Source organism: Defluviimonas sp. D31 (genome assembly GCF_033436765.1).
In the GTDB taxonomy this organism is placed as follows: domain Bacteria; phylum Pseudomonadota; class Alphaproteobacteria; order Rhodobacterales; family Rhodobacteraceae; genus Albidovulum.
In genome coordinates this window covers 461,738-485,302 of the sequence record NZ_JAWQFN010000001.1, presented here as the reverse complement: position 1 = coordinate 485,302, position 23,565 = coordinate 461,738, and the positions used below count along the sequence as shown (strand labels likewise).

23 protein-coding genes are annotated in these 23,565 nt (G+C 65.6%); 21 read left to right on the top strand and 2 right to left on the bottom strand.

All coding sequences use genetic code 11. The features are described 5' to 3' along the window. Positions 1-5: 5 nt before the first annotated feature. The 20 genes from R5H32_RS02350 to R5H32_RS02255 all read left to right on the top strand — a co-directional run bounded on the left by R5H32_RS02350 (position 6) and on the right by R5H32_RS02255 (position 19,271). Positions 6-611: an NADH-quinone oxidoreductase subunit C gene (locus R5H32_RS02350; protein ID WP_318337074.1), complete on the top strand. Its 606-nt coding sequence runs from the start codon at positions 6-8 to the stop codon at positions 609-611. Further along, positions 611-1,831, top strand: coding sequence for an NADH-quinone oxidoreductase subunit D (locus tag R5H32_RS02345; RefSeq protein WP_318337073.1), 1,221 nt, complete (start codon positions 611-613; stop codon positions 1,829-1,831). Before R5H32_RS02350 ends, R5H32_RS02345 begins: the two co-directional genes overlap by 1 nt. Further along, positions 1,831-2,898 carry an NADH-quinone oxidoreductase subunit NuoE gene (gene nuoE / locus R5H32_RS02340; protein ID WP_318337072.1) on the top strand — a complete coding sequence of 356 codons (1,068 nt, stop codon included), beginning with the start codon at positions 1,831-1,833 and terminating at the stop codon, positions 2,896-2,898. Before R5H32_RS02345 ends, nuoE begins: the two co-directional genes overlap by 1 nt. 69 nt (positions 2,899-2,967) lie before the next feature. Beyond that, positions 2,968-3,579 carry a hypothetical protein gene (locus tag R5H32_RS02335; RefSeq protein ID WP_318337071.1) on the top strand — a complete coding sequence of 204 codons (612 nt, stop codon included), beginning with the start codon at positions 2,968-2,970 and terminating at the stop codon, positions 3,577-3,579. 5 nt (positions 3,580-3,584) lie between these two features. Beyond that, a complete protein-coding gene (locus R5H32_RS02330; RefSeq protein WP_318337070.1) occupies positions 3,585-3,806 on the top strand; it encodes a DUF5337 family protein in 222 nt (73 codons plus the stop codon). Positions 3,807-3,815: 9 nt separating this feature from the next. Further along, entirely contained in the window at positions 3,816-5,111 is a 1,296-nt protein-coding gene (nuoF, locus tag R5H32_RS02325) for an NADH-quinone oxidoreductase subunit NuoF (RefSeq protein ID WP_318337069.1), read from the top strand. A gap of 131 nt (positions 5,112-5,242) precedes the next feature. Next, entirely contained in the window at positions 5,243-5,524 is a 282-nt protein-coding gene (locus tag R5H32_RS02320; protein WP_318337068.1) for a hypothetical protein, read from the top strand. 2 nt (positions 5,525-5,526) lie between these two features. After that, positions 5,527-7,545 (top strand): NADH-quinone oxidoreductase subunit NuoG, encoded by a 2,019-nt coding sequence (gene nuoG / locus R5H32_RS02315; RefSeq protein ID WP_318337067.1) that lies wholly within the window; start codon positions 5,527-5,529, stop codon positions 7,543-7,545. Between the two features lie 2 nt (positions 7,546-7,547). Continuing rightward, positions 7,548-7,937 (top strand): hypothetical protein, encoded by a 390-nt coding sequence (locus tag R5H32_RS02310; protein ID WP_318337066.1) that lies wholly within the window; start codon positions 7,548-7,550, stop codon positions 7,935-7,937. Positions 7,938-7,961: 24 nt separating this feature from the next. Next, the gene (gene nuoH / locus R5H32_RS02305) at positions 7,962-8,999 is read left to right on the top strand and encodes an NADH-quinone oxidoreductase subunit NuoH (protein WP_263333371.1); all 1,038 of its coding nucleotides are present in this window, start codon (positions 7,962-7,964) and stop codon (positions 8,997-8,999) included. Position 9,000: 1 nt separating this feature from the next. Further along, entirely contained in the window at positions 9,001-9,495 is a 495-nt protein-coding gene (nuoI, locus tag R5H32_RS02300) for an NADH-quinone oxidoreductase subunit NuoI (protein ID WP_318337065.1), read from the top strand. Next, a complete protein-coding gene (locus R5H32_RS02295) occupies positions 9,492-9,899 on the top strand; it encodes a carboxymuconolactone decarboxylase family protein (RefSeq protein WP_318337064.1) in 408 nt (135 codons plus the stop codon). Before nuoI ends, R5H32_RS02295 begins: the two co-directional genes overlap by 4 nt. Beyond that, the gene (locus R5H32_RS02290; RefSeq protein WP_318337063.1) at positions 9,896-10,504 is read left to right on the top strand and encodes an NADH-quinone oxidoreductase subunit J; all 609 of its coding nucleotides are present in this window, start codon (positions 9,896-9,898) and stop codon (positions 10,502-10,504) included. Before R5H32_RS02295 ends, R5H32_RS02290 begins: the two co-directional genes overlap by 4 nt. A gap of 67 nt (positions 10,505-10,571) precedes the next feature. Then, entirely contained in the window at positions 10,572-10,877 is a 306-nt protein-coding gene (nuoK, locus tag R5H32_RS02285) for an NADH-quinone oxidoreductase subunit NuoK (protein WP_318337062.1), read from the top strand. A 6-nt stretch (positions 10,878-10,883) separates the two neighbouring features. Beyond that, on the top strand, positions 10,884-13,052 hold the full coding sequence (gene nuoL, locus R5H32_RS02280; protein ID WP_318337061.1) for an NADH-quinone oxidoreductase subunit L: 2,169 nt from the start codon (positions 10,884-10,886) through the stop codon (positions 13,050-13,052). Next, positions 13,052-14,590, top strand: a complete 1,539-nt coding sequence (locus R5H32_RS02275; RefSeq protein ID WP_318337060.1) for an NADH-quinone oxidoreductase subunit M — start codon at positions 13,052-13,054, stop codon at positions 14,588-14,590. The genes nuoL and R5H32_RS02275 overlap by 1 nt, the downstream gene beginning before the upstream one ends. An 11-nt stretch (positions 14,591-14,601) precedes the next feature. Continuing rightward, complete coding sequence (gene nuoN / locus R5H32_RS02270) at positions 14,602-16,041, top strand: NADH-quinone oxidoreductase subunit NuoN (RefSeq protein WP_318337059.1); 1,440 nt, start codon at positions 14,602-14,604, stop codon at positions 16,039-16,041. Beyond that, the gene (locus R5H32_RS02265) at positions 16,031-16,804 is read left to right on the top strand and encodes a biotin--[acetyl-CoA-carboxylase] ligase (protein WP_318337058.1); all 774 of its coding nucleotides are present in this window, start codon (positions 16,031-16,033) and stop codon (positions 16,802-16,804) included. The genes nuoN and R5H32_RS02265 overlap by 11 nt, the downstream gene beginning before the upstream one ends. A 14-nt stretch (positions 16,805-16,818) precedes the next feature. Continuing rightward, positions 16,819-17,592 (top strand): type III pantothenate kinase, encoded by a 774-nt coding sequence (locus tag R5H32_RS02260; RefSeq protein ID WP_318337057.1) that lies wholly within the window; start codon positions 16,819-16,821, stop codon positions 17,590-17,592. Then, complete coding sequence (locus R5H32_RS02255) at positions 17,589-19,271, top strand: ribonuclease J (RefSeq protein ID WP_318337056.1); 1,683 nt, start codon at positions 17,589-17,591, stop codon at positions 19,269-19,271. Before R5H32_RS02260 ends, R5H32_RS02255 begins: the two co-directional genes overlap by 4 nt. A 119-nt stretch (positions 19,272-19,390) precedes the next feature. Here the strand turns inward: R5H32_RS02255 and R5H32_RS02250 are convergent, their stop codons facing one another. Beyond that, positions 19,391-20,911, bottom strand: coding sequence for a DEAD/DEAH box helicase (locus tag R5H32_RS02250; RefSeq protein ID WP_318337055.1), 1,521 nt, complete (start codon positions 20,909-20,911; stop codon positions 19,391-19,393). A 221-nt stretch (positions 20,912-21,132) separates the two neighbouring features. Between R5H32_RS02250 and R5H32_RS02245 the strand changes: the two genes are divergently transcribed. Next, complete coding sequence (locus R5H32_RS02245) at positions 21,133-21,930, top strand: glycosyltransferase family 25 protein (protein ID WP_318337054.1); 798 nt, start codon at positions 21,133-21,135, stop codon at positions 21,928-21,930. A 9-nt stretch (positions 21,931-21,939) separates the two neighbouring features. Here R5H32_RS02245 and R5H32_RS02240 read toward each other — a convergent pair whose 3' ends face one another. Beyond that, positions 21,940-23,544, bottom strand: coding sequence for a peptide chain release factor 3 (locus R5H32_RS02240; RefSeq protein WP_318337053.1), 1,605 nt, complete (start codon positions 23,542-23,544; stop codon positions 21,940-21,942). Positions 23,545-23,565 lie beyond the last annotated feature (21 nt).

Genomic DNA, 23,565 nt, shown 5'->3' with positions numbered 1-23,565 from the left:
GTTCCATGTCCGAAGACCTTCAGGAACTCAGCCTCCATATCGAACTCAAGCGCCCCGACGAGGTGGTCGCGACCGAGATCGCCTTTGGTGAGCTCAACGTCACGGTGACGGCCGCCGGTCTCGTAAGCTTCATCGAGTTCCTCCGCGCCGATCGCAACTGCCGGTTCTCGACGCTCGTCGACATCACGGCGGTGGACTACCCCGAGCGCGCCCAGCGGTTCGATGTCGTCTACCATTTCCTCTCGATGTACCAGAACACCCGCATCCGCGTGCGTGCCCAGGTCCGCGAGGACGAGATGGTGCCTTCGATCATCGGCATCCACCCCTCCGCCAACTGGTTCGAGCGCGAGGTCTACGACATGTTCGGGATAATCTTCACCGGCCATCCCGACATGCGCCGCATCCTCACCGACTATGGCTTCCGGGGGCATCCTCTCCGCAAGGACTTCCCGACCACGGGCTACACCGAAGTGCGCTATGACGAGGCGCTGAAGCGCGTGGTCTACGAGCCGGTCAAGCTCACGCAGGATTACCGGCAGTTCGATTTCATGAGCCCCTGGGAGGGCGCGGAATACATCCTTCCGGGCGACGAGAAACAGGGGGCGAAATGATGGACGGCTCCAGAGGCTATGACGACGCCCTGACGGGCGAACAGCGGATCCGCAACTTCAACATCAACTTCGGCCCTCAGCACCCTGCGGCGCACGGCGTTTTGCGCCTTGTGCTGGAGCTTGACGGCGAGGTGGTGGAGCGGTGTGACCCGCATATCGGTCTTCTCCACCGCGGCACCGAGAAGCTGATGGAGAGTCGCACCTACCTGCAGAACCTGCCCTATCTCGACCGGCTCGATTACGTCGCGCCGATGAACCAGGAGCATGCCTGGTGCCTCGCGATCGAGAAGCTGACTGGGGTCGAGGTGCCGCGCCGGGGTCAGCTGATCCGGGTGCTCTACTCGGAGATCGGCCGCATTCTGAACCACCTTCTCAACGTCACCACGCAGGCGATGGACGTCGGCGCTTTGACGCCGCCCCTATGGGGCTTCGAGGAGCGCGAGAAGCTCATGGTCTTCTACGAGCGCGCCTGCGGGGCGCGGCTCCACGCCGCCTATTTCCGTCCAGGCGGCGTGCACCAGGACCTGCCCGACGATCTCCTGAACGACATCGAGGAATGGGCGAACCACTTCCCGAAGGTCATCGACGATCTCGACGGGCTCCTGACCGAGAACCGCATCTTCAAGCAGCGTAATGCCGATATCGGCATCGTGACCGAGGAGGATGCGCTGAAATGGGGCTATTCCGGCGTCATGGTGCGCGGCTCGGGCATGGCCTGGGACCTGCGCCGCGCCCAGCCCTACGAATGCTATGACGAGTTCGACTTCAAGGTCCCCGTCGGCAAGAACGGCGACTGCTACGACCGCTATCTCTGCCGCATGGAAGAGATGCGCCAGTCGACCTCGATCATCCATCAGGCTATCGCCAAGCTCCGCGCACCCGAGGGCAAGGGCGACGTGCTTGCCCGCGGCAAGCTCACCCCGCCGAAGCGCGGCGAGATGAAGCGCTCGATGGAGGCGCTGATCCACCACTTCAAGCTCTACACCGAGGGCTTCCACGTGCCCTCGGGCGAGGTCTATGCCGCCGTCGAGGCGCCCAAGGGCGAGTTCGGCGTCTACCTCGTCGCCGACGGCACCAACAAGCCCTACCGCGCGAAGCTGCGCGCGCCGGGCTATCTGCACCTGCAGTCGATCGACTGGATGGCCTCGGGCCATCTCCTGGCGGACGTCGCCGCGATCATCGGCACCATGGACATCGTTTTCGGAGAGGTGGATCGCTGATGTTGCGCCGTCTTCACCCGGTTCAGCCGGACAACTTCGCCTTCACGCCCGCGAACCTCGCCTGGGCGGAGGGTCAGATCTCGAAATACCCCGAGGGCCGGCAGGCCTCGGCGGTCATCCCGCTCCTGTGGCGTGCGCAGGAACAGGAGGGCTGGCTTTCCCGCGCCGCGATCGAGCATGTCGCCGACATGCTGGGGCTGGCGCATATCCGGGCGCTGGAAGTCGCGACCTTCTACTTCATGTTCCAGCTGCAACCCGTTGGCTCTGTTGCCCATATCCAGATCTGCGGCACAACGTCCTGCATGATCTGCGGGGCCGAGGACCTGATCAAGGTCTGCAAGGAGAAGATCGCGCCCCAGGCGCATCAGCTCTCGGCCGACGGCAAGTTCTCCTGGGAAGAGGTCGAGTGCCTCGGTGCCTGCACCAACGCACCGATGGCCCAGATCGGTAAGGACTATTACGAGGACCTGACGGCGGAGAGCTTCGCGAAGCTCCTCGACGACATGGCGGCCGGCAAGGTGCCGGTGCCGGGCCCGCAGAACGGCCGCTACGCTTCCGAGCCGCTCTCGGGGCTGACGAGCCTCACCGAGTACGAGGCCGGCAAGGCGAAATACAACGCCTCGGCAGGGCTCGCGACCGATATCGGCGACACGCTGAAGCGGATCGACGGGACCGAGGTGCCGCTCCTGACGCCGTGGCTCGGCAAGGCAGCGAAGCCCGCCTCAAAGGCCGCCGCCAAGGCCGAAGCGAAACCGGCGCCCGCGAAAGCTTCCGGCGCGGCGAAACGGCCGCAGGCGCTCGACGTGGCGCGCGAGGGCGGGGCGGACGACCTCAAGAAGATCAAGGGTGTCGGCCCGAAGCTCGAGGAGCTTCTTAACAGCCTCGGCTTCTACCATTTCGACCAGATCGCGGCCTGGACGGCCGAGGAACTGGCCTGGGTCGACGAGAACCTCGAGGGCTTCAAGGGTCGGGCGAGCCGCGACGGCTGGGTGGAGCAGGCCAAGCTTCTTGCCGCCGGCGGCGAAACCGAGTTCTCGGCTCGGGTCGAGAAGGGCGACGTCTACTAGGGATCGTGACGGGGATTGGGAGCGATGTCGGAGACTGCACGGGCGGCTTGCCGCCGCACAACATGGGCCGTGGCGGCCGCGGGCGGTGTGCTCGTGGCGCTGGCGCTCGTGTATGTGGCGCAGATTCCCGTGGCCGGTTCCCTCGTCGCGGGGCTCGCTGTCTTCGCCGCGCTCGGCCTGATCTTCGTCTGGTCATTCTGCGGCCGCGCGGAGCAGGTCGCGGCCGTGCCGGTCACGCACGCAAGGCCGGAGCCTGAGAAGGACGCGAAAGAGGACGAGCCCGTTGAGACCCGGCCGGTGGCCAACGATCTGCGGAAGGTCGCACAGGGTGTTTCCGCGGCGAGCACGGGGCTCGATGCGGCGCTCGCCAAGTCGAAGGAGCGGGTGCCGGACGCGTCTCCGGAACGGCTTGCGGCGCCGCGGCGCGGGCGGGCAGACGATCTGCAGCTGATCAAGGGCGTGGGGCCCGCGATCGAACAGCAGCTCAACCAAATCGGGATCTGGCACTTCGACCAGATCGCGTCGTGGAAGGCGCGGGATATCGCCTTCGTCGACAGCCTGATGGTGGGCTTTCACGGCCGCATCACCCGCGACGAGTGGGTGAAGCAGGCAAAGATCCTGGCCCGTGGCGGCCAGACCGAGTTTTCAGAGCGCGCCGCGAGCGCGGCGCGCGGTGAGTGAGTTCGATGGGCGCACCGAACCAGAAGGACCAAGGGCTCGCGCGGGAGGCGCGGGGGGTGGCGGTGGTGATCGCCGCCACGGGTCTTCTGTGGCTCGGCGCGCAATGGCTGGTCGAGCCGGGCGACCGTTACGCCGTTCTGTTCGACCTGGCAGCTTTGGCCGCGTTCTTCTGGGCGCTGGTTGTAACCTGGCGGATCTGGCGGCGTCAAAAGCGCCAGGGGGAATGAGGATTTGACATGCTGAAAGATCAGGACCGGATCTTTACCAACCTCTACGGGATGCATGACCGGACGCTGGCCGGCGCGAAGAAGCGCGGCCACTGGGACGGCACCGCCGGCATCCTGAAGCAGGGCCGCGACTGGATCATCGACCAGATCAAGGCGTCGGGCCTGCGCGGCCGGGGCGGGGCGGGCTTCCCGACCGGCCTCAAGTGGTCCTTCATGCCGAAGCAGTCGGACGGCCGCCCGTCCTATCTCGTCGTCAACGCCGACGAATCCGAGCCCGGCACCTGCAAGGACCGGGAGATCATGCGCCATGATCCCCACACGCTGATCGAGGGCTGCCTGATCGCCTCGTTCGCGATGGGCGCGAATGCCTGCTACATCTACATCCGCGGCGAATACATCCGCGAGCGCGAGGCGCTGCAGGCGGCGATCGACGAGGCCTATGACGCCGGGCTCGTCGGCAAGAACGCCTGCAAGTCGGGCTTCGACTTCGACATCTACGTCCACCACGGTGCCGGTGCGTATATCTGCGGCGAGGAGACGGCACTTCTGGAAAGCCTCGAAGGCAAGAAGGGCATGCCGCGGATGAAGCCGCCGTTCCCGGCCGGCGCGGGGCTTTACGGCTGCCCGACCACGGTGAACAACGTGGAATCGATCGCCGTCGTGCCGACGATCCTGCGCCGCGGCGCGGACTGGTTCACCTCCTTCGGGCGCCCGAACAACACCGGCACCAAGCTGTTCGGCGTCTCCGGGCATGTGAACAATCCCTGCGTCGTCGAAGAGGCGATGTCGATCCCGCTGAAGGAGCTTCTGGAGAAGCACTGCGGCGGGGTCCGGGGCGGCTGGAAGAACATCAAGGCGGTAATCCCGGGCGGCTCTTCGGTGCCGATGCTGAATGCGGCGCAATGCGAAGACGCGATCATGGACTTCGACTGGCTCAGGGAGCAGCGCTCGGGCCTCGGTACCGCCGCCGTGATCGTGATGGACCAGTCGACCGACGTAATCAAGGCGATCTGGCGGCTCTCGAAGTTCTACAAGCACGAATCCTGCGGCCAGTGCACGCCCTGCCGCGAAGGCACCGGCTGGATGATGCGGGTCATGGACCGGCTGGTGAAGGGCGAAGCCGAGGTCGAGGAGATCGACATGCTTCTCGACGTCACGAAACAGGTCGAAGGCCACACGATCTGCGCTCTCGGCGATGCGGCTGCCTGGCCGATCCAGGGTCTCATCCGCCATTTCCGCGGCGAGATCGAGGACCGAATCAAGGCGAAGCGCACCGGCCGCACGGGCGCGATGGCGGCAGAGTAAGCAATGCACACGGCTGGCCACCATATCGCGGAACCGACCAGCGGGCAGCTCCGGCGCCCGCTGAATGATCCGCGCGTGGTGGTGTCCATGGGCGTGTTTGGTTTTCACAGCACCAGTGAGGAGAGCGTCGCATGATGGTTCTCTCCTTCCTCGGTCCGCTGGTTGCCTCGGTCCTCTACGTCGTCGTCTTCCAGAAGGCGGGCTTCCGGGGGCCGATGCTCTCGGTCTGCGCGGCGCCCGTGCTCGGCCTGCTGCTGTCTCACGCGCTGATCGGCACGCTCTATATGGGCGGCGGCATGGCCTTCGCGTACCTGATTCCGACGGCGCTGTCGCTCGCGCCGCTTTTCGTTCTGGCCTTCATGGCCTGGCCGCCGGTGGGCGCACCGGCCGACCGCACTTCCACGGAGAAATAACGATGTCCAACCTCCGCAAGATCATCATCGACGATATCGAGGTCGAGGTGGATCCCTCGATGACGCTGATCCAGGCCTGCGAGGAGGCTGGGGTCGAGATCCCGCGCTTCTGCTACCACGAGCGTCTCTCCATCGCAGGCAACTGCCGGATGTGCCTTGTGGAAGTGGTCGGCGGCCCGCCGAAGCCCGCCGCCTCCTGCGCGATGCAGGTCAAGGACCTGCGGCCGGGGCCGAACGGCGAACCCTCGGTGATCAAGACCAACTCGCCGATGGTCAAGAAGGCCCGCGAGGGAGTGATGGAGTTCCTCCTGATCAACCACCCGCTCGACTGCCCGATCTGCGACCAGGGCGGGGAATGCGATCTGCAAGACCAGGCAATGGCTTACGGCGTGGACTTCTCGCGCTATCGCGAGCCGAAGCGGGCCTCGGAGGATCTCGATCTCGGGCCGCTCGTCGCCACCACGATGACCCGCTGCATCTCCTGCACCCGCTGCGTGCGCTTCACCACCGAGGTCGCGGGCATCACTCAGATGGGCCAGACCGGGCGCGGCGAGGATTCCGAGATCACCTCGTATCTCAACACCACCCTCGATTCGAACCTTCAGGGCAACATCATCGACCTCTGCCCAGTGGGTGCCCTGACCTCGAAGCCCTATGCCTTCACCGCGCGTCCGTGGGAGCTGACCAAGACCGAGACGATCGACGTGATGGACGCGCTTGGCTCGTCGATCCGGGTCGACACCAAGGGCCGCGAAGTGAAGCGCATCCTGCCGCGCAACCATGACGGCGTGAACGAGGAGTGGATCTCCGACAAGACCCGCTTCGTCTGGGACGGCCTGCGTCGCCAGCGGCTCGACACGCCCTATGTCCGCGAGAACGGCAAGCTGCGAAAGGCGTCGTGGGGCGAGGCGCTTGCCGCCGCCGCCGCCGCGATGAAGGGCAGGAAGGTCGTGGGCCTCGTGGGCGATCTCGCCCCGGTCGAGGCGGCGTACTCGCTCAAGTCCATCGTCGAGGGGCTGGGCGGCACGGTCGAATGCCGCACCGACGGCGCGCGTCTGCCCGCCGGCAACCGCGCGGCCTATGTCGGCACCGCGAAGATCGAGGACATCGACGGCGCGAAGTTCATCCAGCTCATCGGGACCGACCCGCGCGTCGAGGCGCCGGTGCTGAACGCCCGTATCCGCAAGGCCTGGATCAACGGCGCCAAGGTCGGCCTCGTCGGCGCGGTCGCGGACCTGACCTATGACTACGCCCATGTCGGCACCGACCGGGCGGCGCTCGTCTCGCTGCTCGACCACAAGTTCGGCGAGGTTCTGGAACAGCCCTCCGTCATCATCGTCGGCCAGGGCGCGATCCGCGAGGCCGATGGCGAGGCGGTGCTCGCCCATGCAATGAAGCTCGCCGAGGCGACCAAGTCGAAGCTCCTCGTCCTGCACACCGCCGCGTCCCGCGTCGGCGCGATGGACGTGGGTGCGGTGACCGAGGGCGGGCTTGCCGCGGCCCTAGAGGGCGCGGAAGTCATCTACAATCTCGGCGCCGACGAGGTGGAGATCGCCAAGGGTGCCACGGTGATCTACCAGGGCAGCCACGGCGACCGCGGCGCGCACCGCGCCGACATCATCCTTCCCGCTGCGGCCTACACGGAAGAGAACGGGCTTTTCGTCAACACCGAGGGACGGCCCCAGCTCGCGATGCGCGCGGGCTTCGGCCCCGGCGAGGCGAAGGAGAACTGGGCGATCCTGCGCGCGCTCTCAGCCGAGCTTGGCGCGGTCCTGCCCTGGGACACGCTCGCGGGGCTCCGCCGCGCACTGGTCGAGGCTCATCCGCATCTGGGCGCGATCGACGAGGTGGCCGAGAACGAATGGCAGCCGCTCGAGCTCCGTGCACCGGGCAAGGCGGAGTTCCTGACCGCGGTCAAGGACTTCTACCTGACAAACCCGATCGCGCGCGCCTCCGAGGTCATGGCCGAGCTCTCGGCGATGGCCAAGGCGCGGGCTGACCGGCCGATGGCGGCGGAGTGATCATGACGCACCCGCTGCCCCAACTGGCGTTTCTGGCCGGCGGTCTTGCCGGCCTGTCCGCCTGCGTGGGGACGGCAGCCGAGGGGCCAGTGTATCTCGGCTCCGAACCGGCGGCGCTCGGCGAGGATCTCTACGGCTTCGCCGTGTCCATGCGGGGAGCGCGGGACAAGGCGGATCTGGAGGCCTATGTCGACTGCGTCGTCGCTGGCTACGCGACGGAAAAGAACGACGGATTCGCGCGCCGGGTGCGCACGAAAGTGAAGGAAGAGGGTGGTGTTTGGAGCGCGGATGCTGTTTACAGCATCACGCCGACGCTGCCCCGGGGGCTGATGACCATCGACGCCAAAGCGAAGGTGGCCGACTGCGCCGAACGCGGCATACCAACGGTCTAGATCGGACGGGCTGAGGAACAAAGAATGGCGGAATTTCTGGCAACACCACTGGGCACGTTCCTGCTGATCGCGGTGCAGGGCTTGGGCATCATCGCCTTCGTCATGCTCTCGCTGCTTTTCCTCGTCTATGGCGACCGGAAGATCTGGGCGGCAGTGCAGATGCGCAAGGGACCGAACGTCGTCGGCGCCTTCGGCCTCTTGCAATCGGTGGCCGACGCGCTGAAGTACGTGGTCAAGGAGATCGTCGTCCCGGCCGGGTCCGACAAGTTCGTCTTCTTCCTCGCCCCGATGCTCTCATTCGTGCTCGCGGTCCTCGCCTGGGCGGTGATCCCGTTCCATCCGGGTTGGGTGCTCGCCGACATCAACGTCGCGATCCTCTTCGTCTTCGCGGTCTCGTCGCTCGAGGTCTATGGCGTGATCATGGGCGGCTGGGCGTCGAACTCGAAATACCCGTTCTTGGGGAGCCTCCGCTCGGCCGCGCAGATGATCTCCTACGAGGTCTCGCTCGGCCTCATCATCATCGGCGTGATCATCTCGACCGGCAGCATGAACTTCTCGGCGATCGTCGCCGCGCAGGACGGCAACCTCGGGCTTTTCAACTGGTACTGGTTGCCGCATCTGCCGATGGTGGTGCTGTTCTTCGTCTCGGCGCTCGCCGAGACCAACCGCCCGCCCTTCGACCTGCCGGAAGCGGAATCGGAACTCGTCGCGGGCTTCATGGTCGAGTATTCCTCGACGCCCTACCTTCTCTTCATGGCCGGCGAATACATCGCAATCTTCCTGATGTGCGCGCTGATCTCGCTTCTCTTCTTCGGCGGCTGGCTCTCGCCCATTCCGTTCCTGCCGGACGGCTGGTGGTGGATGGTCGCCAAGATGTGGGTCTTCTTCTTCATGTTCGCGATGGTGAAGGCGATCGTCCCGCGCTACCGCTACGACCAGCTCATGCGGATCGGCTGGAAGGTGTTCCTGCCGCTGTCGATCGGCTGGGTGGTGATCGTCTCGTTCCTCGCGAAATTCGAAGTGCTGGGCGGCTTCTGGGCCCGCTGGGCGATTGGGGGCTGATATGGCGAATATCGACTACAACCGCGCGGCGAAGTACTTCCTGCTCGCCGATTTCATCAAGGGCTTCGGGCTCGGTCTGAAGTATTTCTTCGCGCCGAAGGCGACGCTGAACTATCCGCACGAGAAGGGGCCGCTCTCGCCCCGCTTCCGCGGCGAACATGCGCTCCGGCGCTATCCGAACGGCGAGGAACGCTGCATCGCCTGCAAGCTCTGCGAGGCGATCTGCCCGGCGCAGGCGATCACGATCGATGCCGAACCGCGCGAGGACGGATCGCGCCGCACCACGCGCTACGATATCGACATGACGAAGTGCATCTATTGCGGCTTCTGCCAGGAGGCCTGCCCGGTCGATGCCATCGTCGAGGGGCCGAACTTCGAGTTCGCCACCGAGACGCGCGAGGAGCTGTTCTACGACAAGGCGAAACTCCTCTCCAACGGAGACCGCTGGGAAGCCGAGATCGCCCGCAACCTCGAACTGGACGCGCCCTACAGATGACCGACGCCTTCGGAAAGCTATTCCAGCAGATGATGGAGCAGGGCCAGGAAATGGCCCGCACCCTCAATCCGGCGCTGGAGAATTTCAAGGGTGCCGATTTCGACAAGCTCTTCCCCACCATGTCGAAGGACATGATGGAAATGTGGTTCGGCAAGACCTTCAACCGCGAGGGGCTCGACGCCCGGACGCGGCTCCTGGTCACCGTGGCGGCGCTCACGGTCCTTGGCGCGCAGGCCGAGCCGCAGATGAAGCTGACGATACGCCACGCGCTTGAGGCCGGGGCGACGAAGCGGGAGATCGCGGAAGTGATCTACCAGATGAGCATGTTCGGCGGCGTGCCCGCCATGAGCCGCGCGCTGGAGATCGCGCAGCGGGTCTTCGACGAGATGGGAGATGACGCATGAGCGTTCTGGTCTTCGCCTTCTACCTCTTCGCCATCACGGCGGTCGCGGCGGGCCTCATGGTTGTGCTGGCGCGCAACCCGGTCCATTCGGTGCTGTGGCTGATCCTCGCCTTCCTGTCCTCGGCGGGACTCTTCGTGCTTCTGGGCGCGGAGTTCGTGGCGATGCTGCTGATCATCGTCTATGTTGGCGCGGTCGCGGTGCTGTTCCTCTTCGTGGTGATGATGCTCGACGTCGACTTCGCCGAGCTGAAGGGCGAGATGGCGCGCTACATGCCGCTGGGGCTTCTCATCGGCGTGGTCATCCTGATGCAGCTCGGAATCGCCTTCGGCGCCTGGGAAACGGCCGAGACGGCCGAGGCCATGCGCGGCGCGGCGACGCCCGAAGGTGTGCAGAACACGGCCGCGCTCGGGATCCTGATCTACGACAAGTATATCCTCCTTTTCCAGCTCGCCGGGGTGATCCTCCTCGTGGCGATGATCGGGGCGATCGTGCTGACGCTGCGGCACCGCAAGGACGTCAAGCGGCAGAACGTGCTTCAGCAGATGTGGCGCGATCCTTCCAAGGCGATGGAACTCAAGGACGTGAAGCCGGGGCAGGGGCTGTGACACAAATTTTCTGCGAAAATTTGCTCGATTTTTCGCCGAAAAATCGTAATCGGACGGGGGCAATGAAATGATCGGTCTCACTCACTACCTCGGCGTTGCCGCCGCTTTGTTCGTGATTGGCATCTTCGGCATCTTCCTCAACCGGAAGAACGTGATCGTCATCCTGATGTCGATCGAGCTGATGCTGCTCGCGGTCAACATCAACTTCGTCGCCTTCTCGTCGTTCCTCCATGACCTCGTGGGCCAGGTCTTTACGATGTTCGTCCTGACCGTCGCCGCCGCAGAGGCCGCGATCGGGCTCGCGATCCTCGTCTGCTTCCACCGCAACCGCGGCACCATCGACGTCGAAGACGTCAACGTGATGAAAGGGTAACGGCAAATGGAAACGATCATCCTCTTTGCCCCCCTTGTTGGCGCGATCATCGGCGGCTTCGGCTGGCGCGTGATCGGCGAGACCGGCGCGATGGTGGTGACGACGGGACTCCTGTTCCTCGCCTGTCTTCTCTCCTGGATCGTGTTCTTCACGTTCGATGGCACGACGAGCCACATCCATGTGCTGGACTTCATCCGTTCGGGCTCGCTCGACACGTCCTGGTCGATCAGGCTCGACCGGTTGACCGCGATCATGCTGATCGTGGTGACGACGGTCTCGGCGCTCGTCCATCTCTATTCCTGGGGCTACATGGCGCATGACGAGAACTGGCGCGAGGGCGAGGTCTACAAGCCGCGCTTCTTCGCCTATCTCTCGTTCTTCACCTTCTCGATGCTCGCGCTCGTGACGTCCGACAACCTCGTCCAGATGTTCTTCGGCTGGGAGGGCGTGGGCGTTGCCTCCTACCTGCTGATCGGCTTCTACTACCGCAAGGCCTCCGCCAACGCCGCCGCGATCAAGGCATTCGTGGTCAACCGTGTGGGTGACTTCGGCTTCGCGCTCGGCATCTTCGGGCTGTTCTACCTCGTCGACAGCATCAACATGGATGATGTCTTCGCCGCCGCGCCCACGCTGGCCGAGACGCAGCTCACCTTCCTCTGGACCGAGTGGAACGCCGCGAACCTCCTCGCCTTCCTCCTCTTCGTCGGTGCCATGGGCAAGTCGGCACAGCTCTTCCTTCACACATGGCTGCCAGACGCGATGGAAGGACCGACCCCGGTCTCCGCGCTCATCCACGCCGCGACCATGGTGACGGCGGGCGTGTTCCTCGTCTGCCGCATGTCGCCCCTCTTTGAATACGCGCCGGAGGCCAAGTCCTTCGTGATGTATGTCGGCGCGGCGACGGCGTTCTTCGCGGCGACCGTTGGTCTCGTCCAGAACGACATCAAGCGCGTCATCGCCTATTCGACCTGTTCGCAGCTCGGCTACATGTTCGTGGCCGCGGGCGCCGGCGTCTACGGTGCGGCGATGTTCCACCTCTTCACGCATGCCTTCTTCAAGGCGATGCTGTTCCTCGGTGCCGGTTCGGTCATCCACGCGATGCATCACGAGCAGGACATGCGGAACTATGGCAACCTTCGCAAGAAGATCCCCTATACCTACTGGGCGATGATGATCGGCACGCTCGCCATCACCGGCGTCGGCATCCCGCTCACCTCGATCGGCTTCGCGGGCTTCCTGTCGAAGGACGCGATCATCGAGAGCGCGTTTGCCTCTGGAAACGGCTTCGCCTTCTGGGCGCTCGTCATCGCCGCGCTCTTCACTTCGTTCTACTCTTGGCGGCTCATCTTCATGACCTTCTACGGCGAGGCGCGCGGCGATCACCATGCCCATGACCACGCCCACGAAAGCCCGATGACCATGGTGGCGCCCCTCGGTGTGCTGGCGCTCGGCGCGATCTTCGCGGGCATGCTCTGGTACAAGCCGTTCTTCGGCGATCACGATCGGATGGTCACGTTCTTCGCGATGCCCGCCCATGCCGAAGCCGGCGCCGAAGCCGGCCATGGCGAGGCGGCGACGGCCGAAGCCTCGGCAACCGAAGGCCATGGCGAGGCGGCGGCTACCGCCGAGGCAACTGCGACCGAGGGCCACGGCGAGGCCGCGGCCACGGCCGAGGCGCCGGCAGAGGGGGGCCACGACGTCGCGGCTGCCGGCCATGCGCCGGAAGGGGCGATCTATATGTCCGAGGCCTCGAACATGGTCCTCGACGAGGCGCACCACTCGCCGGCCTGGGTCAAGGTCTCGCCCTTCTTGGCGATGCTGATCGGGCTCGTCACCGCCTGGGTCTTCTACATCAAGGATCCCTCGATCCCCGGCCGCCTCGCGGCGCAGCAGCCGATCCTCTACCGGTTCCTGCTCAACAAGTGGTACTTCGACGAGATCTTCGACGCGATCTTCGTGAACCCGGCGAAGCGGCTCGGCACGTTCCTGTGGAAGCGCGGTGACGGCAATGTCATCGACGGCACGATCAACGGCGTCGCGATGGGCTTCATCCCGCGCCTCACGCGGATCGTGAACCGGGCGCAGTCGGGCTATCTCTTCCACTACGCCTTCGCGATGGTCATCGGCATCGCACTTCTGATCACCTGGATGACGCTCGCGGGGGGCGCGCACTAATGGAAAACCTGCTTTCCATCATCACTTTCGTGCCCCTGATCGCCGCTGCGATCCTGGCGGTATTCCTCAAGGGCGACGACGCCGCGGCGCGCAAGAACGCCAAATGGGTGGCGCTGCTTGCGACCACGGTGACGTTCCTCGTCTCGCTCTTCCTCATCTCGGGCTTCAACCCGAATGACACCGGCTTCCAGTTCGTGGAAGAGCGGGAATGGATCATGGGGTTCAAGTACAAGGTCGGCGTCGACGGGATCTCGATCCTGTTCGTGCTGCTGACAACGTTCCTGATGCCGATCACGATCCTGTCGTGCTGGGAGGTCGAGACCCGGGTAAAGGAATACATGGTCGCCTTCCTCGTCCTCGAAGGTCTGATGATCGGCGTCTTCGTGGCGCTCGACCTCGTGCTCTTCTATCTCTTCTTCGAGGCTGGCCTCATCCCGATGTTCCTCATCATCGGCATCTGGGGCGGCAAGGACCGGATCTACGCGGCCTTCAAGTTCTTCCTCTACACCTTCCTCGGCTCAGTCTTGATGCTGGTCGCGATGATCGCGATGTATGTCGATGCGGGCACGACCGACATCCCGACGCTGCTGACGCACACGTTCGCCTCCGAGACGCTGAACGTGCTTGGTTTCCGCATCGTCGGCGGCATGCAGACGCTGCTGTGGCTCGCCTTCTTCGCATCCTTCGCGGTGAAAATGCCGATGTGGCCGGTCCATACCTGGCTGCCGGACGCCCACGTCCAGGCGCCGACCGCGGGCTCGGTCGTGCTGGCGGCGATCCTTCTGAAGATGGGCGGCTACGGCTTCCTGCGCTTCAGCTTGCCGATGTTCCCGATCGCCTCGGACCTTCTCGCCGGTCTCATCTTCTGGATGTCGGCCATCGCGATCGTTTACACCTCGCTCGTGGCGCTGGCGCAGTCGGACATGAAGAAGCTGATCGCCTATTCGTCCGTCGCGCACATGGGCTACGTAACCATGGGCATCTTCGCCGCGAACCAGCAGGGGATCGACGGCGCCATCTTCCAGATGCTGAGCCACGGCTTCATCTCGGGCGCGCTCTTCCTTTGCGTCGGCGTGATCTACGACCGGATGCACACGCGTGAGATCGACGCCTATGGCGGGCTCGTGAACCGGATGCCGGCCTATGCGCTGATCTTCATGTTCTTCACGCTCGCCAATGTCGGCCTGCCGGGGACCTCCGGCTTCGTCGGCGAGTTCCTGACGCTGATGGGCATCTTCCAGGTCAACACCTGGGTTGCAGCGATCGCGACCTCTGGGGTGATCCTGTCGGCGGCCTATGCGCTATGGCTCTATCGCCGGGTGGTGTTCGGCGACCTGATCAAGGAGGGCCTGCGCACGATCACCGACATGACCCGCCGAGAGAAGGCGATCTTCGCGCCCCTGGTCGCGATGACGCTGATCCTCGGCGTCTATCCGAGCCTTGTGACCGACATGATCGGGCCGTCGGTCGCGGCGCTCGTCTCCGACTACCATGCCGCCATCCCCGCCGACGCGGCGGTGCAGCTGGCCAGCCACTGAGGATAACCGCGATGATCGCTTCAGATTTCTCCGCCGTCCTTCCCGAAGTGGTGCTGATCGTCTACGGCATGGCCGCGCTGATTGGCGCGGTCTACACCGGCAAGGACGAATTGACCGGGCTCCTGACCTGGACCACCGCCGCGATCTTCGTCGCGATCGCCGCCTGGATCGGGCTGTCAGCGCCGTCCGACACGATGGCCTTCGGCGGCTCCTTCGCCGATGACGCCTTCGCGCGTTTCGCCAAGGTCACGGTGCTGCTTGCCGCCGCCGCGGTCCTGGTGATGAGCCAGGATTACATGGCGCGCCGCGGGCTCGGCCGGTTCGAGTTCCCGATTCTCGTCGCCTTCGCGGTCGCGGGGATGATGGTCATGGTATCGGCCGGGGATCTCATGTCGCTCTACATGGGGCTCGAGCTGCAGTCGCTGTCGCTCTATGTCGTGGCGAGCTTGCGCCGCGACAGCGTGAAGTCGACCGAGGCGGGCTTGAAGTATTTCGTGCTCGGTGCGCTCTCGTCGGGGCTTCTCCTTTACGGCGCCTCGCTGACTTACGGCTTCACCGGCACGACGCTCTTTTCCGGCATCATCGAGACGATCCAGGGCGGCCAGGTCTCGATCGGCCTCCTGTTCGGCCTCGTCTTCCTGATCACCGGCCTCGCATTCAAGGTCTCGGCGGTGCCGTTCCACATGTGGACGCCCGATGTCTACGAGGGCTCGCCGACGCCGGTCACCGCCTTCTTCGCCACGGCGCCGAAGGTCGCGGCGATGGCACTCTTCGCGCGGCTCGTCCATGACGCTTTCGGCGCGGCCGTCGGCGACTGGAGCCAGGTCATCGCGCTCCTGGCTGTGCTGTCGATGTTCCTCGGTGCGATCGCGGCGATCGGCCAGCGCAACATCAAGCGGCTGATGGCCTATTCCTCGATCGCCCACATGGGCTTCGCGCTGGTGGGCCTCGCCTCGGGAACCGAGGCCGGCGTGCAGGCGATGCTGATCTACATGGCGATCTATGTGACGATGAACGTCGGCACCTTCGCCTTCATCCTATCGATGGAACGCGACGGCCAGCCGGTGACCGACATCAACGCGCTTAACCTCTACTCCAAGCGGGAGCCGGTGAAGGCGCTCGCCATGCTGGTGCTGCTGTTCTCGCTCGCCGGCGTGCCGCCGATGCTCGGGTTCTTCGCGAAGTACGGCGTGCTGCTGGCGGCGGTGAATGCGGGGATGGTCTGGCTCGCGGTGGCAGGCGCGATCGCCTCGGTTATCGGCGCGTTCTACTACATCCGCATCGTCTACTTCATGTATTTCGGCACCGAGACCGACGCGCTCGACGGCCGCATGGTGCCTGTGCAGTGGCTCCTGCTGGTCGGCTCGGCGGTCGTGATGGTCGTGGGCGTCGTCAATCTCTTCGGCATCGAGGGAGCCGCGGCGCTGGCGGCCGAAGTTCTTGTCCGCTGAGCGGGCGGGCGATCCTTCGGCTTGGCCCGAGGGCGTGGCGCGCCACGTCCTCGCCGAGGTTGACAGCACCAACTCCGAGGCCCAGCGGCTCGCACCGGGTCTGACCCAGCCGACGTGGATTCTCGCTCGCCGCCAGACCGCGGCGCGCGGGCGCAGGGGCCGGGAATGGATCAGCCCCGAGGGCAACTTTGCCGCCACGCTGGTGATGCGGCCCGCGGGCGATCCGGCACGGGCCGCGCTCAGAAGCTTCGTCGCAGCGCTGGCGCTCGCCGACGCGCTGGAGACGGTCTGCGGGCCCGGTGCGACGCTGTCGCTCAAATGGCCGAACGACGTGCTCCTGAACGGCGGCAAGGTCGCGGGGATTCTCTTGGAAAGCGCGGGCCGCGGCGCCGATGTCAGCCACCTCGCCGTCGGCATCGGCGTCAACCTCGTCGCCGCCCCGCCGAAGGAGGCGGTCGAGCCCGAGGCGACGCTGCCGGTCTCGGTCCTCGGCGAGACCGGGGTCCGGATCGCGCCCGAGGAGTTCCTCACCTATCTCGCCAACGCCTTCGCCCGCTGGGAGGCCCAACTTGCCACCTACGGCTTCGGACCGATCCGCACCGCCTGGCTCGCCCGCGCGGCGAAGCTCGGCCAAAGGATCACCGCGCGGACCGCGTCCGAAACCATCGAGGGCACGTTCGAGACCATCGCCGAGGACGGCGCGCTTGTCATCGCGACGTCGCAGGGGCGACGCAATATCCCGGCCGCCGAAGTGTTCTTCTGAGGAAGGAGGTTCCCATGCTTCTCTGCATCGACTGCGGCAATACCAACACCGTCTTCTCGGTTTGGGACGGGACGACCTTCCTCTGTACGCTCAGGACCTCGACCGAGCATCAGCGCACGGCGGACCAGTATTTCGTCTGGTTCTCGACGCTGATGGAGCATCGCAAGATCGCCATCGACATCGACGCCTGCATCATCTCCTCGACGGTGCCGCGGGTCGTGTTCAACCTTCGCGTCCTCTGCGACCGCTACTTCGGCTGCCGGCCGCTCGTCGTCGGCAAGCCCGACTGCATGTTGCCGGCGCCGCCCCGGGTCGATCAGGGCACCCAGGTCGGCCCCGACCGCCTGGTCAACGCGGCTGGCGCCTTCGACCGCCACGGCGGCGACCTCGTCGTCGTGGATTTCGGCACAGCCACCACCTTCGACGTGGTTGATACTGACGGCGCCTATGTAGGCGGGGTGATCTCTCCGGGTGTCAACCTCAGCCTTGAGGCGCTGCACATGGCCGCGGCGGCGCTGCCGCATGTCGATGTCTCGATGCCCGAGGCAGTGATCGGCAAGAACACCGTCGCCTGCATGCAGTCGGGCGTCTTCTGGGGCTATATCGGCCTCGTCGAAGGGATATGCGCGCGGATTCGAACGGAGTTCGGTCGGTCGATGAAGATCATCGGCACCGGCGGGCTTACGCCCCTGTTCGCGCAGGCCACCGACGTCTTCGACTGGGTCGAGGACGACCTGACCATGCATGGCCTGACGGTCATCCACGCATTCAACAAGGAAAACGGATGAGCTCCAAAGACCGCCTGATCTATCTGCCGCTCGGCGGCGCCGGCGAGATCGGCATGAACGCCTATGTCTATGGCTACGGGCCAGCGGGCAAGGAACGGCTGATCGTCGTCGATCTCGGCGTGACCTTCCCGGACATGGACACCTCGCCCGGTGTCGACCTGATCATGGCCGACGTCGCTTGGCTCGCCGAGAATGCGGACCGTATCGAGGCGATTTTCATCACCCACGCGCACGAGGACCATGTCGGCGCGCTCGGGCTTCTGTGGCCGCAGATCAAGGCCCCGGTCTATGCCCGTGCCTTCACCGCCGCCATCGCCAATCTGAAGATGGAGGAGCAGGGCAACCCGCTTGACGTGATCCGCGTCGTCAAGCCCCGCCCCGAGACGGTCGAGGCCGGGCCGTTCAAGGTCCAGTTCGTGCCGGTGAGCCACTCGATCCCCGAAAGTGCGGCACTCGTCATCGACACGCCGGCGGGGCGGATCGTCCATTCGGGCGATTTCAAGCTCGACGGAACGCCCATCGTGGGCGAGCCTTTCGACCCCAACCAGTGGCACGAGATCGCCAACGAAGGCGCGGGCGTGAAGGTGCTGACCTGCGATTCGACCAACGTCTTCTCGCCGCTTCCGGGCCGGTCTGAGGCCTCGCTGGCCGCGCCCTTGTCCGAGCTGATCGCGGCGCAGGAGGGGATGGTGGTCGCGACCACCTTCGCCTCGAACGTGGCGCGGTTGAAGACGCTGGCCGAGGCGGGACGTGCGGCGGGCCGCTCGGTCTGCATGCTCGGCCGGGCGATGAAGAAGATGATCACGGCGGCGGCGGAGACCGGCGTGCTGACCGATTTCCCGGCGGTGATCCCGCCCGAGGAGGCCGCGGAAATGCCGCGCCGCAAACTGATGCTGATCGTCACCGGCAGCCAGGGCGAGCGGCGCGCGGCCTCGGCGCAGCTGGCGCGCGGCAAGTACCTTGGTCTGGAGATGAAAGAGGGGGACACGTTCCTCTTTTCCTCCAAGACCATTCCCGGCAACGAGCGTGGCGTGATCCGGGTGATGAACGCGTTTTCCGAGATGGGGGTCGACGTGGTCGACGACCGCGGCGGGCTCTATCACGTCTCGGGCCATGCCAACCGGCCCGACCTCGAGGCGGTGCACGATCTTCTAAGGCCGAAGATCCTGCTGCCGATGCATGGCGAGCACCGCCATCTGAGGGAGCATTGCCGGATCGCCATCGAGAAGGGAATCGCGGCGGAACTCGCGGTGAACGGCACCGTCGTCGACCTGACCGGCGATGAGCCCGAGGTGGTCGAATACATCGAAACCGGTCGGACCTACCTCGATGGCAGCGTGCTGATCGGTGCGCTTGACGGCGTGGTGCGCGACCGGATTCGCATGGCGCTGAACGGCCATGTGATGGCGAGCGTGATCATCGACGAGGATGACGAGCCTCTGGGCGATGCTTGGGTCGAGATCAAGGGTCTCTCGGACAGGACCCGCCGTAACGCCGACTTCGCCGAGATGATAGAGGCGGAGGTGAACGAGTACCTAAGCTCGGCCGCCGACAAGGTGCTTAGGGACGACGACAAGCTGGAGGAGGCGGTCAAGCGCATCGTCCGCCAGGTTGCGCTTGAGGAGATCGGAAAGAAGCCCGAGGTCACGGTCGTCACGAGCCGGCTTGTCGCCGAATAGGCGGCGACAGGTTTTATCCCGCATCCGTCCCGCCTCGCCGCACCCGCGCATCTTGATCGGAGGTAGGGCTTCCGGCGGTCACCTTCGCAGGTGACCCGCCGCAAGGGGAAGAGGCCGGGTCAGGCCTTTTCGCTCTTCAGCCCGCGCATCAGGAAATCGGGCACATGGTCGCCCATGCCGACCACCGGCGCGTCGCGGTCCTCGCGGCGGCCACGGCCCTCGCCCTTGCCCTTGCGGTCGGACCTGCGATCGTCGCGGCGCTCGGCACGCTCGGGGCGCGGTTCAACCGCCGGCTCGGGCCGGGGCTCCGGCCTTGCCTCGGCCTTGGCGGCAGCCAACGGCTGCTCTAGCGGCGCCATCGGAGCCTCTTCGCCATGCGGCTTCACCGGACGCGGCTTGCGGTCCTCGCGGCCGCCACGGCTGCGGCCACGACCCTTGCCCTTGTCGTCGTCCTTGCGCGCGGGGCGCTGCGCGGCCTCGCTGATTTCGAATCCCTCGGGGATCGCGCCGCGCGGGATCGGCTTTTTTACAAGCGCCTCGATCGCGTCCAGATACTTCTGGTCGGCCGGGGTGGCGATGGTGACGGCCACGCCCTTGCGGCCGGCGCGGCCGGTGCGGCCGATCCGGTGGACATAGTCCTCGGCATGGGAGGGCACGTCGAAGTTGAATACATGGGAGACGGCAGGAATGTCGAGGCCGCGCGCGGCGACGTCGGAGGCGACGAGAAAGCGCAAGCTTCCGTCGCGGAAGCCGTCGAGCGTCTTCATCCGCTGGCTCTGGTCGAGGTCGCCGTGGATCGGCGCCGCGTTGTAGCCGTATTTCTTCAGCGATTTCGCGAGGATGTCGACCTCGGTCTTGCGGTTGCAGAAGAGGATCGCGTTGGTGCAGGCCTCGCCCTCGGAGTCGATCACCGCGCGCAGCAGTTCGCGCTTCTGCTTGGCCGACTGGTCCTTGCGGGTAGGCGTCAGCTCGATCAGCCGCTGCTCGATCGTCTCGGAGGTCGTGGCCTGCCGCGCGACCTCGATCTTGGCGGGGTTGTGCAGGAAGGTATTGGTGATCCGCTCGATCTCGGGCGCCATCGTGGCGGAGAAGAAGAGCGTCTGGCGGGTGAAGGGCGTGAGCTGGAAGATCCGCTCGATATCCGGAATGAAGCCCATGTCGAGCATCCGGTCGGCCTCGTCCACCACCATGATCTGGACGCCGGTGAGCAGGAGCTTGCCGCGCTCGAAATGGTCGAGCAGACGGCCCGGCGTCGCGATCAGGACGTCGACGCCGCGGTCGATGAGCCGGTCCTGCTCGGCGAAGCTGACGCCGCCGATGAGGAGCGCCTTCGTGAGCTTGGTGTGCTTCGAATAGGTGTCGAAGTTCTCGGCGACCTGGGCGGCCAGTTCGCGCGTCGGCGCGAGCACGAGGCTGCGCGGCATCCGCGCCCTTGCCCGGCCGCGGCCGAGAAGCGTGATCATCGGCAGCGTGAAAGAGGCGGTCTTGCCGGTCCCCGTCTGGGCGATGCCGAGGACGTCTCGGCCTTCGAGCGCGTGGGGAATGGCACCCGCCTGGATCGGGGTGGGGGTCTCATAGCCGGCTTCGGCAATGGCTTGCAGGACCTTCGGGTCCAGCTTCAGGTCGGAGAATTTGGTCATTGGCGTCCATCGAATGCGGTATGGCACCGCAAGGGTGAAGGGACGCGACTTCCGGGCGCCCCGGCGAGTGCCCGCCGGATGCAGGCACCATCGCCCTACTGCAAAGCCGCCGAAAGGTCAATCAGCGCGAGCCGGTTCTGGCCAATGGTATGAAATGTCTGTTCCAACTTGCCCGGAGGCGGTCTAGGCTGCCGCGATGGTTTCGGCAAAGGGCGGGGTGGATGCTGCCAATCCATGTCATAAACCTTGCCCGGCGGCCGGATCGGCTGGCGCGGATCGGCGCGGAACTCGACGGGCTCGGCCTTTCGTGGCGCCGGGTCGAGGCGATCGACGCAGCAGAGAGCGACCCCGCTCAGCTTGCATCGGCATTTGGCGCCGGAGCGCTCGGGCGGGTGTTCCCGGCGACACTCGGCGACATGGCCTGCTCGCTTACCCACCAGTGCCTCTGGGGCGAGATCGCCGGGGGCGACGCCGAGGTCGCGATCGTGCTCGAGGACGATGCGCGGCTGGCGGCGGGCTTCGCCGCGCTCGCCGACGTCGATCTGGCCGGCCTGATGGGGCGGCACGGGATGGGGGCGCTGAAGCTTGAATTCTGGCCCGGTCCGCAGCGAAGCCGCAGGTTTCCTCTTGGCGAGGCGCTTGGCCAGGTCGAGGGCGAGGCTGGGCTATTCCGGATGCGGAGCAGCTTTCTCGGCACCTGCGGCTATGTTCTGACGCGCGAGGCGGCGGAGCGTCTTCTGACGCGCTATCCGCGGCTTGGCGTTCCGGTCGACCATTTTCTGTTCGGCGCGGAGGCGGGGCGCGGATATCGCTTGCTCAAGCCGGGTTTTGTCAACCCCGCGCCGGTCCTGCACGACGTGGACACTTTCGGCTCCGACATCGGCGCGGAGCGCGAGGCGGGGTTCGTCGGGCCGCGCGGCTGGCGGCGGCGGCTCAGGGACCACCGCCATCGGAAGCGGCAGCAGGCCGAACTCGAGCGCGGCTCGACGGTCCGGGTCGAGATGCGCTTTGCCGGGTAAACCCCCGCTTCAGATCATCATTTCCTTGGTCGCCGACAGCTTCAGCGTCGGGTGGTCACGGGTGATCCGGTCGATGTCCCATTGCAGCCGCGTCAGATAGACGATGTCGCCGTCATGGTCATGGGCGATATGGCCCTTGTTGGCGTTGACGAATTTCTCCACGTCGGCCTTCGGTCCGGTGACCCAGCGCGCGGAGGTGAAGGGCGAGCTTTCGAACCGCACGGGGAGCGAGTATTCGATCTCGATCCGGCTCGCGAGCACGTCGAACTGCAGCGCGCCAACGACGCCGACGATGAAGCCCGAGCCGATGACGGGCTTGAAGACCTTGGCGGCGCCCTCCTCGGCGAACTGCATCAGCGCCTTTTCGAGGTGCTTTGACTTCAGCGGATCGCCCGCACGGACGGTCTGCAGAAGCTCGGGCGCGAAGCTCGGGATGCCGGTGAAGCGCAGCGCCTCGCCCTCGGTCAGCGCGTCGCCGATGCGGAGCTGGCCGTGGTTCGGGATGCCGATGATGTCGCCCGCCCAGGCCTCCTCTGCCAGTTCACGGTCGGCGGCCAGGAAGAGGACCGGGTTCGACACCGCCATCGGCTTCTTGGAACGCACATGCAAGAGTTTCATGCCGCGCTCGAAATGGCCCGAGGCGAGACGGACGAAGGCCACGCGGTCGCGGTGCTTGGGGTCCATGTTGGCCTGCACCTTGAAGACGAAGCCCGCGACCTTGCCCTCCTCGGGCGCGATCTGGCGTTCGGTGGCGGTCTGCGGCTGCGGCTCGGGGCCGTAGTCGCCGATGCCCGACATCAACTCCTTGACGCCGAAGGAGTTGATCGCCGAGCCGAACCAGATCGGGGTCAGATGACCTTCGAGGAACGATTTCCGGTCGAAGGCCGGCAAAAGTTCCTTTGCCATTTCAAGCTCTTCGCGAAGCTTCTTCAGCTGGTCGGCGGGAACGTGCTCGGCCAGTTTCGGATCGTCGAGCCCGTCGATCCGGATCGACTCAGCGACCCGGTTGCGGTCGGCGCGGTCCATCAGCTCGAGCCGGTCGTTCAGGATGTCGTAGCAGCCGAGAAAATCGCGGCCCATGCCGATCGGCCACGAGGCCGGGGTCACGTCGATGGCGAGGTTTTCCTGGATCTCGTCGATGATCTCGAACGTGTCGCGCGCCTCGCGGTCCATCTTGTTGCAGAAGGTCAGGATCGGCAGGTCGCGCAGGCGGCAGACCTCGAAGAGTTTCCGCGTCTGGCTTTCCACGCCCTTGGCCCCGTCGATCACCATGATCGCGGCATCGACGGCGGTCAGCGTGCGGTAAGTGTCCTCGGAGAAGTCCGAGTGGCCCGGCGTGTCGACGAGATTGAACCGGTAGGGGCCGAAGTCGAACGACATGGCCGAGGCCGAGACCGAAATGCCGCGGTCCTGCTCGAGCTTCATGAAATCCGAGCGCGTGCGCCGCGCCTCGCCCTTGGCGCGGACCTGCCCGGCCATCTGGATCGCGCCGCCGAACAGGAGGAATTTCTCGGTCAGCGTGGTCTTGCCCGCATCCGGATGCGAGATGATAGCGAAGGTGCGGCGCCGGGCGATCTCGGCGGGAAGGGCGGGGCGGTTCGACTGGTCCATCATGGCGCGCGATATAGCGGCGGC

Coding starts and splice junctions, on each gene's coding strand:
- R5H32_RS02350 (WP_318337074.1), top strand. CDS start 6: ATGTCCGAAGACCTTCAGGAACTCAGCCTCCATATCGAACTCAAGCGC.
- R5H32_RS02345 (WP_318337073.1), top strand. CDS start 611: ATGGACGGCTCCAGAGGCTATGACGACGCCCTGACGGGCGAACAGCGG.
- nuoE (WP_318337072.1), top strand. CDS start 1,831: ATGTTGCGCCGTCTTCACCCGGTTCAGCCGGACAACTTCGCCTTCACG.
- R5H32_RS02330 (WP_318337070.1), top strand. CDS start 3,585: ATGGGCGCACCGAACCAGAAGGACCAAGGGCTCGCGCGGGAGGCGCGG.
- nuoF (WP_318337069.1), top strand. CDS start 3,816: ATGCTGAAAGATCAGGACCGGATCTTTACCAACCTCTACGGGATGCAT.
- R5H32_RS02320 (WP_318337068.1), top strand. CDS start 5,243: ATGATGGTTCTCTCCTTCCTCGGTCCGCTGGTTGCCTCGGTCCTCTAC.
- nuoG (WP_318337067.1), top strand. CDS start 5,527: ATGTCCAACCTCCGCAAGATCATCATCGACGATATCGAGGTCGAGGTG.
- R5H32_RS02310 (WP_318337066.1), top strand. CDS start 7,548: ATGACGCACCCGCTGCCCCAACTGGCGTTTCTGGCCGGCGGTCTTGCC.
- nuoH (WP_263333371.1), top strand. CDS start 7,962: ATGGCGGAATTTCTGGCAACACCACTGGGCACGTTCCTGCTGATCGCG.
- nuoI (WP_318337065.1), top strand. CDS start 9,001: ATGGCGAATATCGACTACAACCGCGCGGCGAAGTACTTCCTGCTCGCC.
- R5H32_RS02295 (WP_318337064.1), top strand. CDS start 9,492: ATGACCGACGCCTTCGGAAAGCTATTCCAGCAGATGATGGAGCAGGGC.
- R5H32_RS02290 (WP_318337063.1), top strand. CDS start 9,896: ATGAGCGTTCTGGTCTTCGCCTTCTACCTCTTCGCCATCACGGCGGTC.
- nuoK (WP_318337062.1), top strand. CDS start 10,572: ATGATCGGTCTCACTCACTACCTCGGCGTTGCCGCCGCTTTGTTCGTG.
- nuoL (WP_318337061.1), top strand. CDS start 10,884: ATGGAAACGATCATCCTCTTTGCCCCCCTTGTTGGCGCGATCATCGGC.
- R5H32_RS02275 (WP_318337060.1), top strand. CDS start 13,052: ATGGAAAACCTGCTTTCCATCATCACTTTCGTGCCCCTGATCGCCGCT.
- nuoN (WP_318337059.1), top strand. CDS start 14,602: ATGATCGCTTCAGATTTCTCCGCCGTCCTTCCCGAAGTGGTGCTGATC.
- R5H32_RS02260 (WP_318337057.1), top strand. CDS start 16,819: ATGCTTCTCTGCATCGACTGCGGCAATACCAACACCGTCTTCTCGGTT.
- R5H32_RS02255 (WP_318337056.1), top strand. CDS start 17,589: ATGAGCTCCAAAGACCGCCTGATCTATCTGCCGCTCGGCGGCGCCGGC.
- R5H32_RS02250 (WP_318337055.1), bottom strand. CDS start 20,911: ATGACCAAATTCTCCGACCTGAAGCTGGACCCGAAGGTCCTGCAAGCC.
- R5H32_RS02245 (WP_318337054.1), top strand. CDS start 21,133: ATGCTGCCAATCCATGTCATAAACCTTGCCCGGCGGCCGGATCGGCTG.
- R5H32_RS02240 (WP_318337053.1), bottom strand. CDS start 23,544: ATGATGGACCAGTCGAACCGCCCCGCCCTTCCCGCCGAGATCGCCCGG.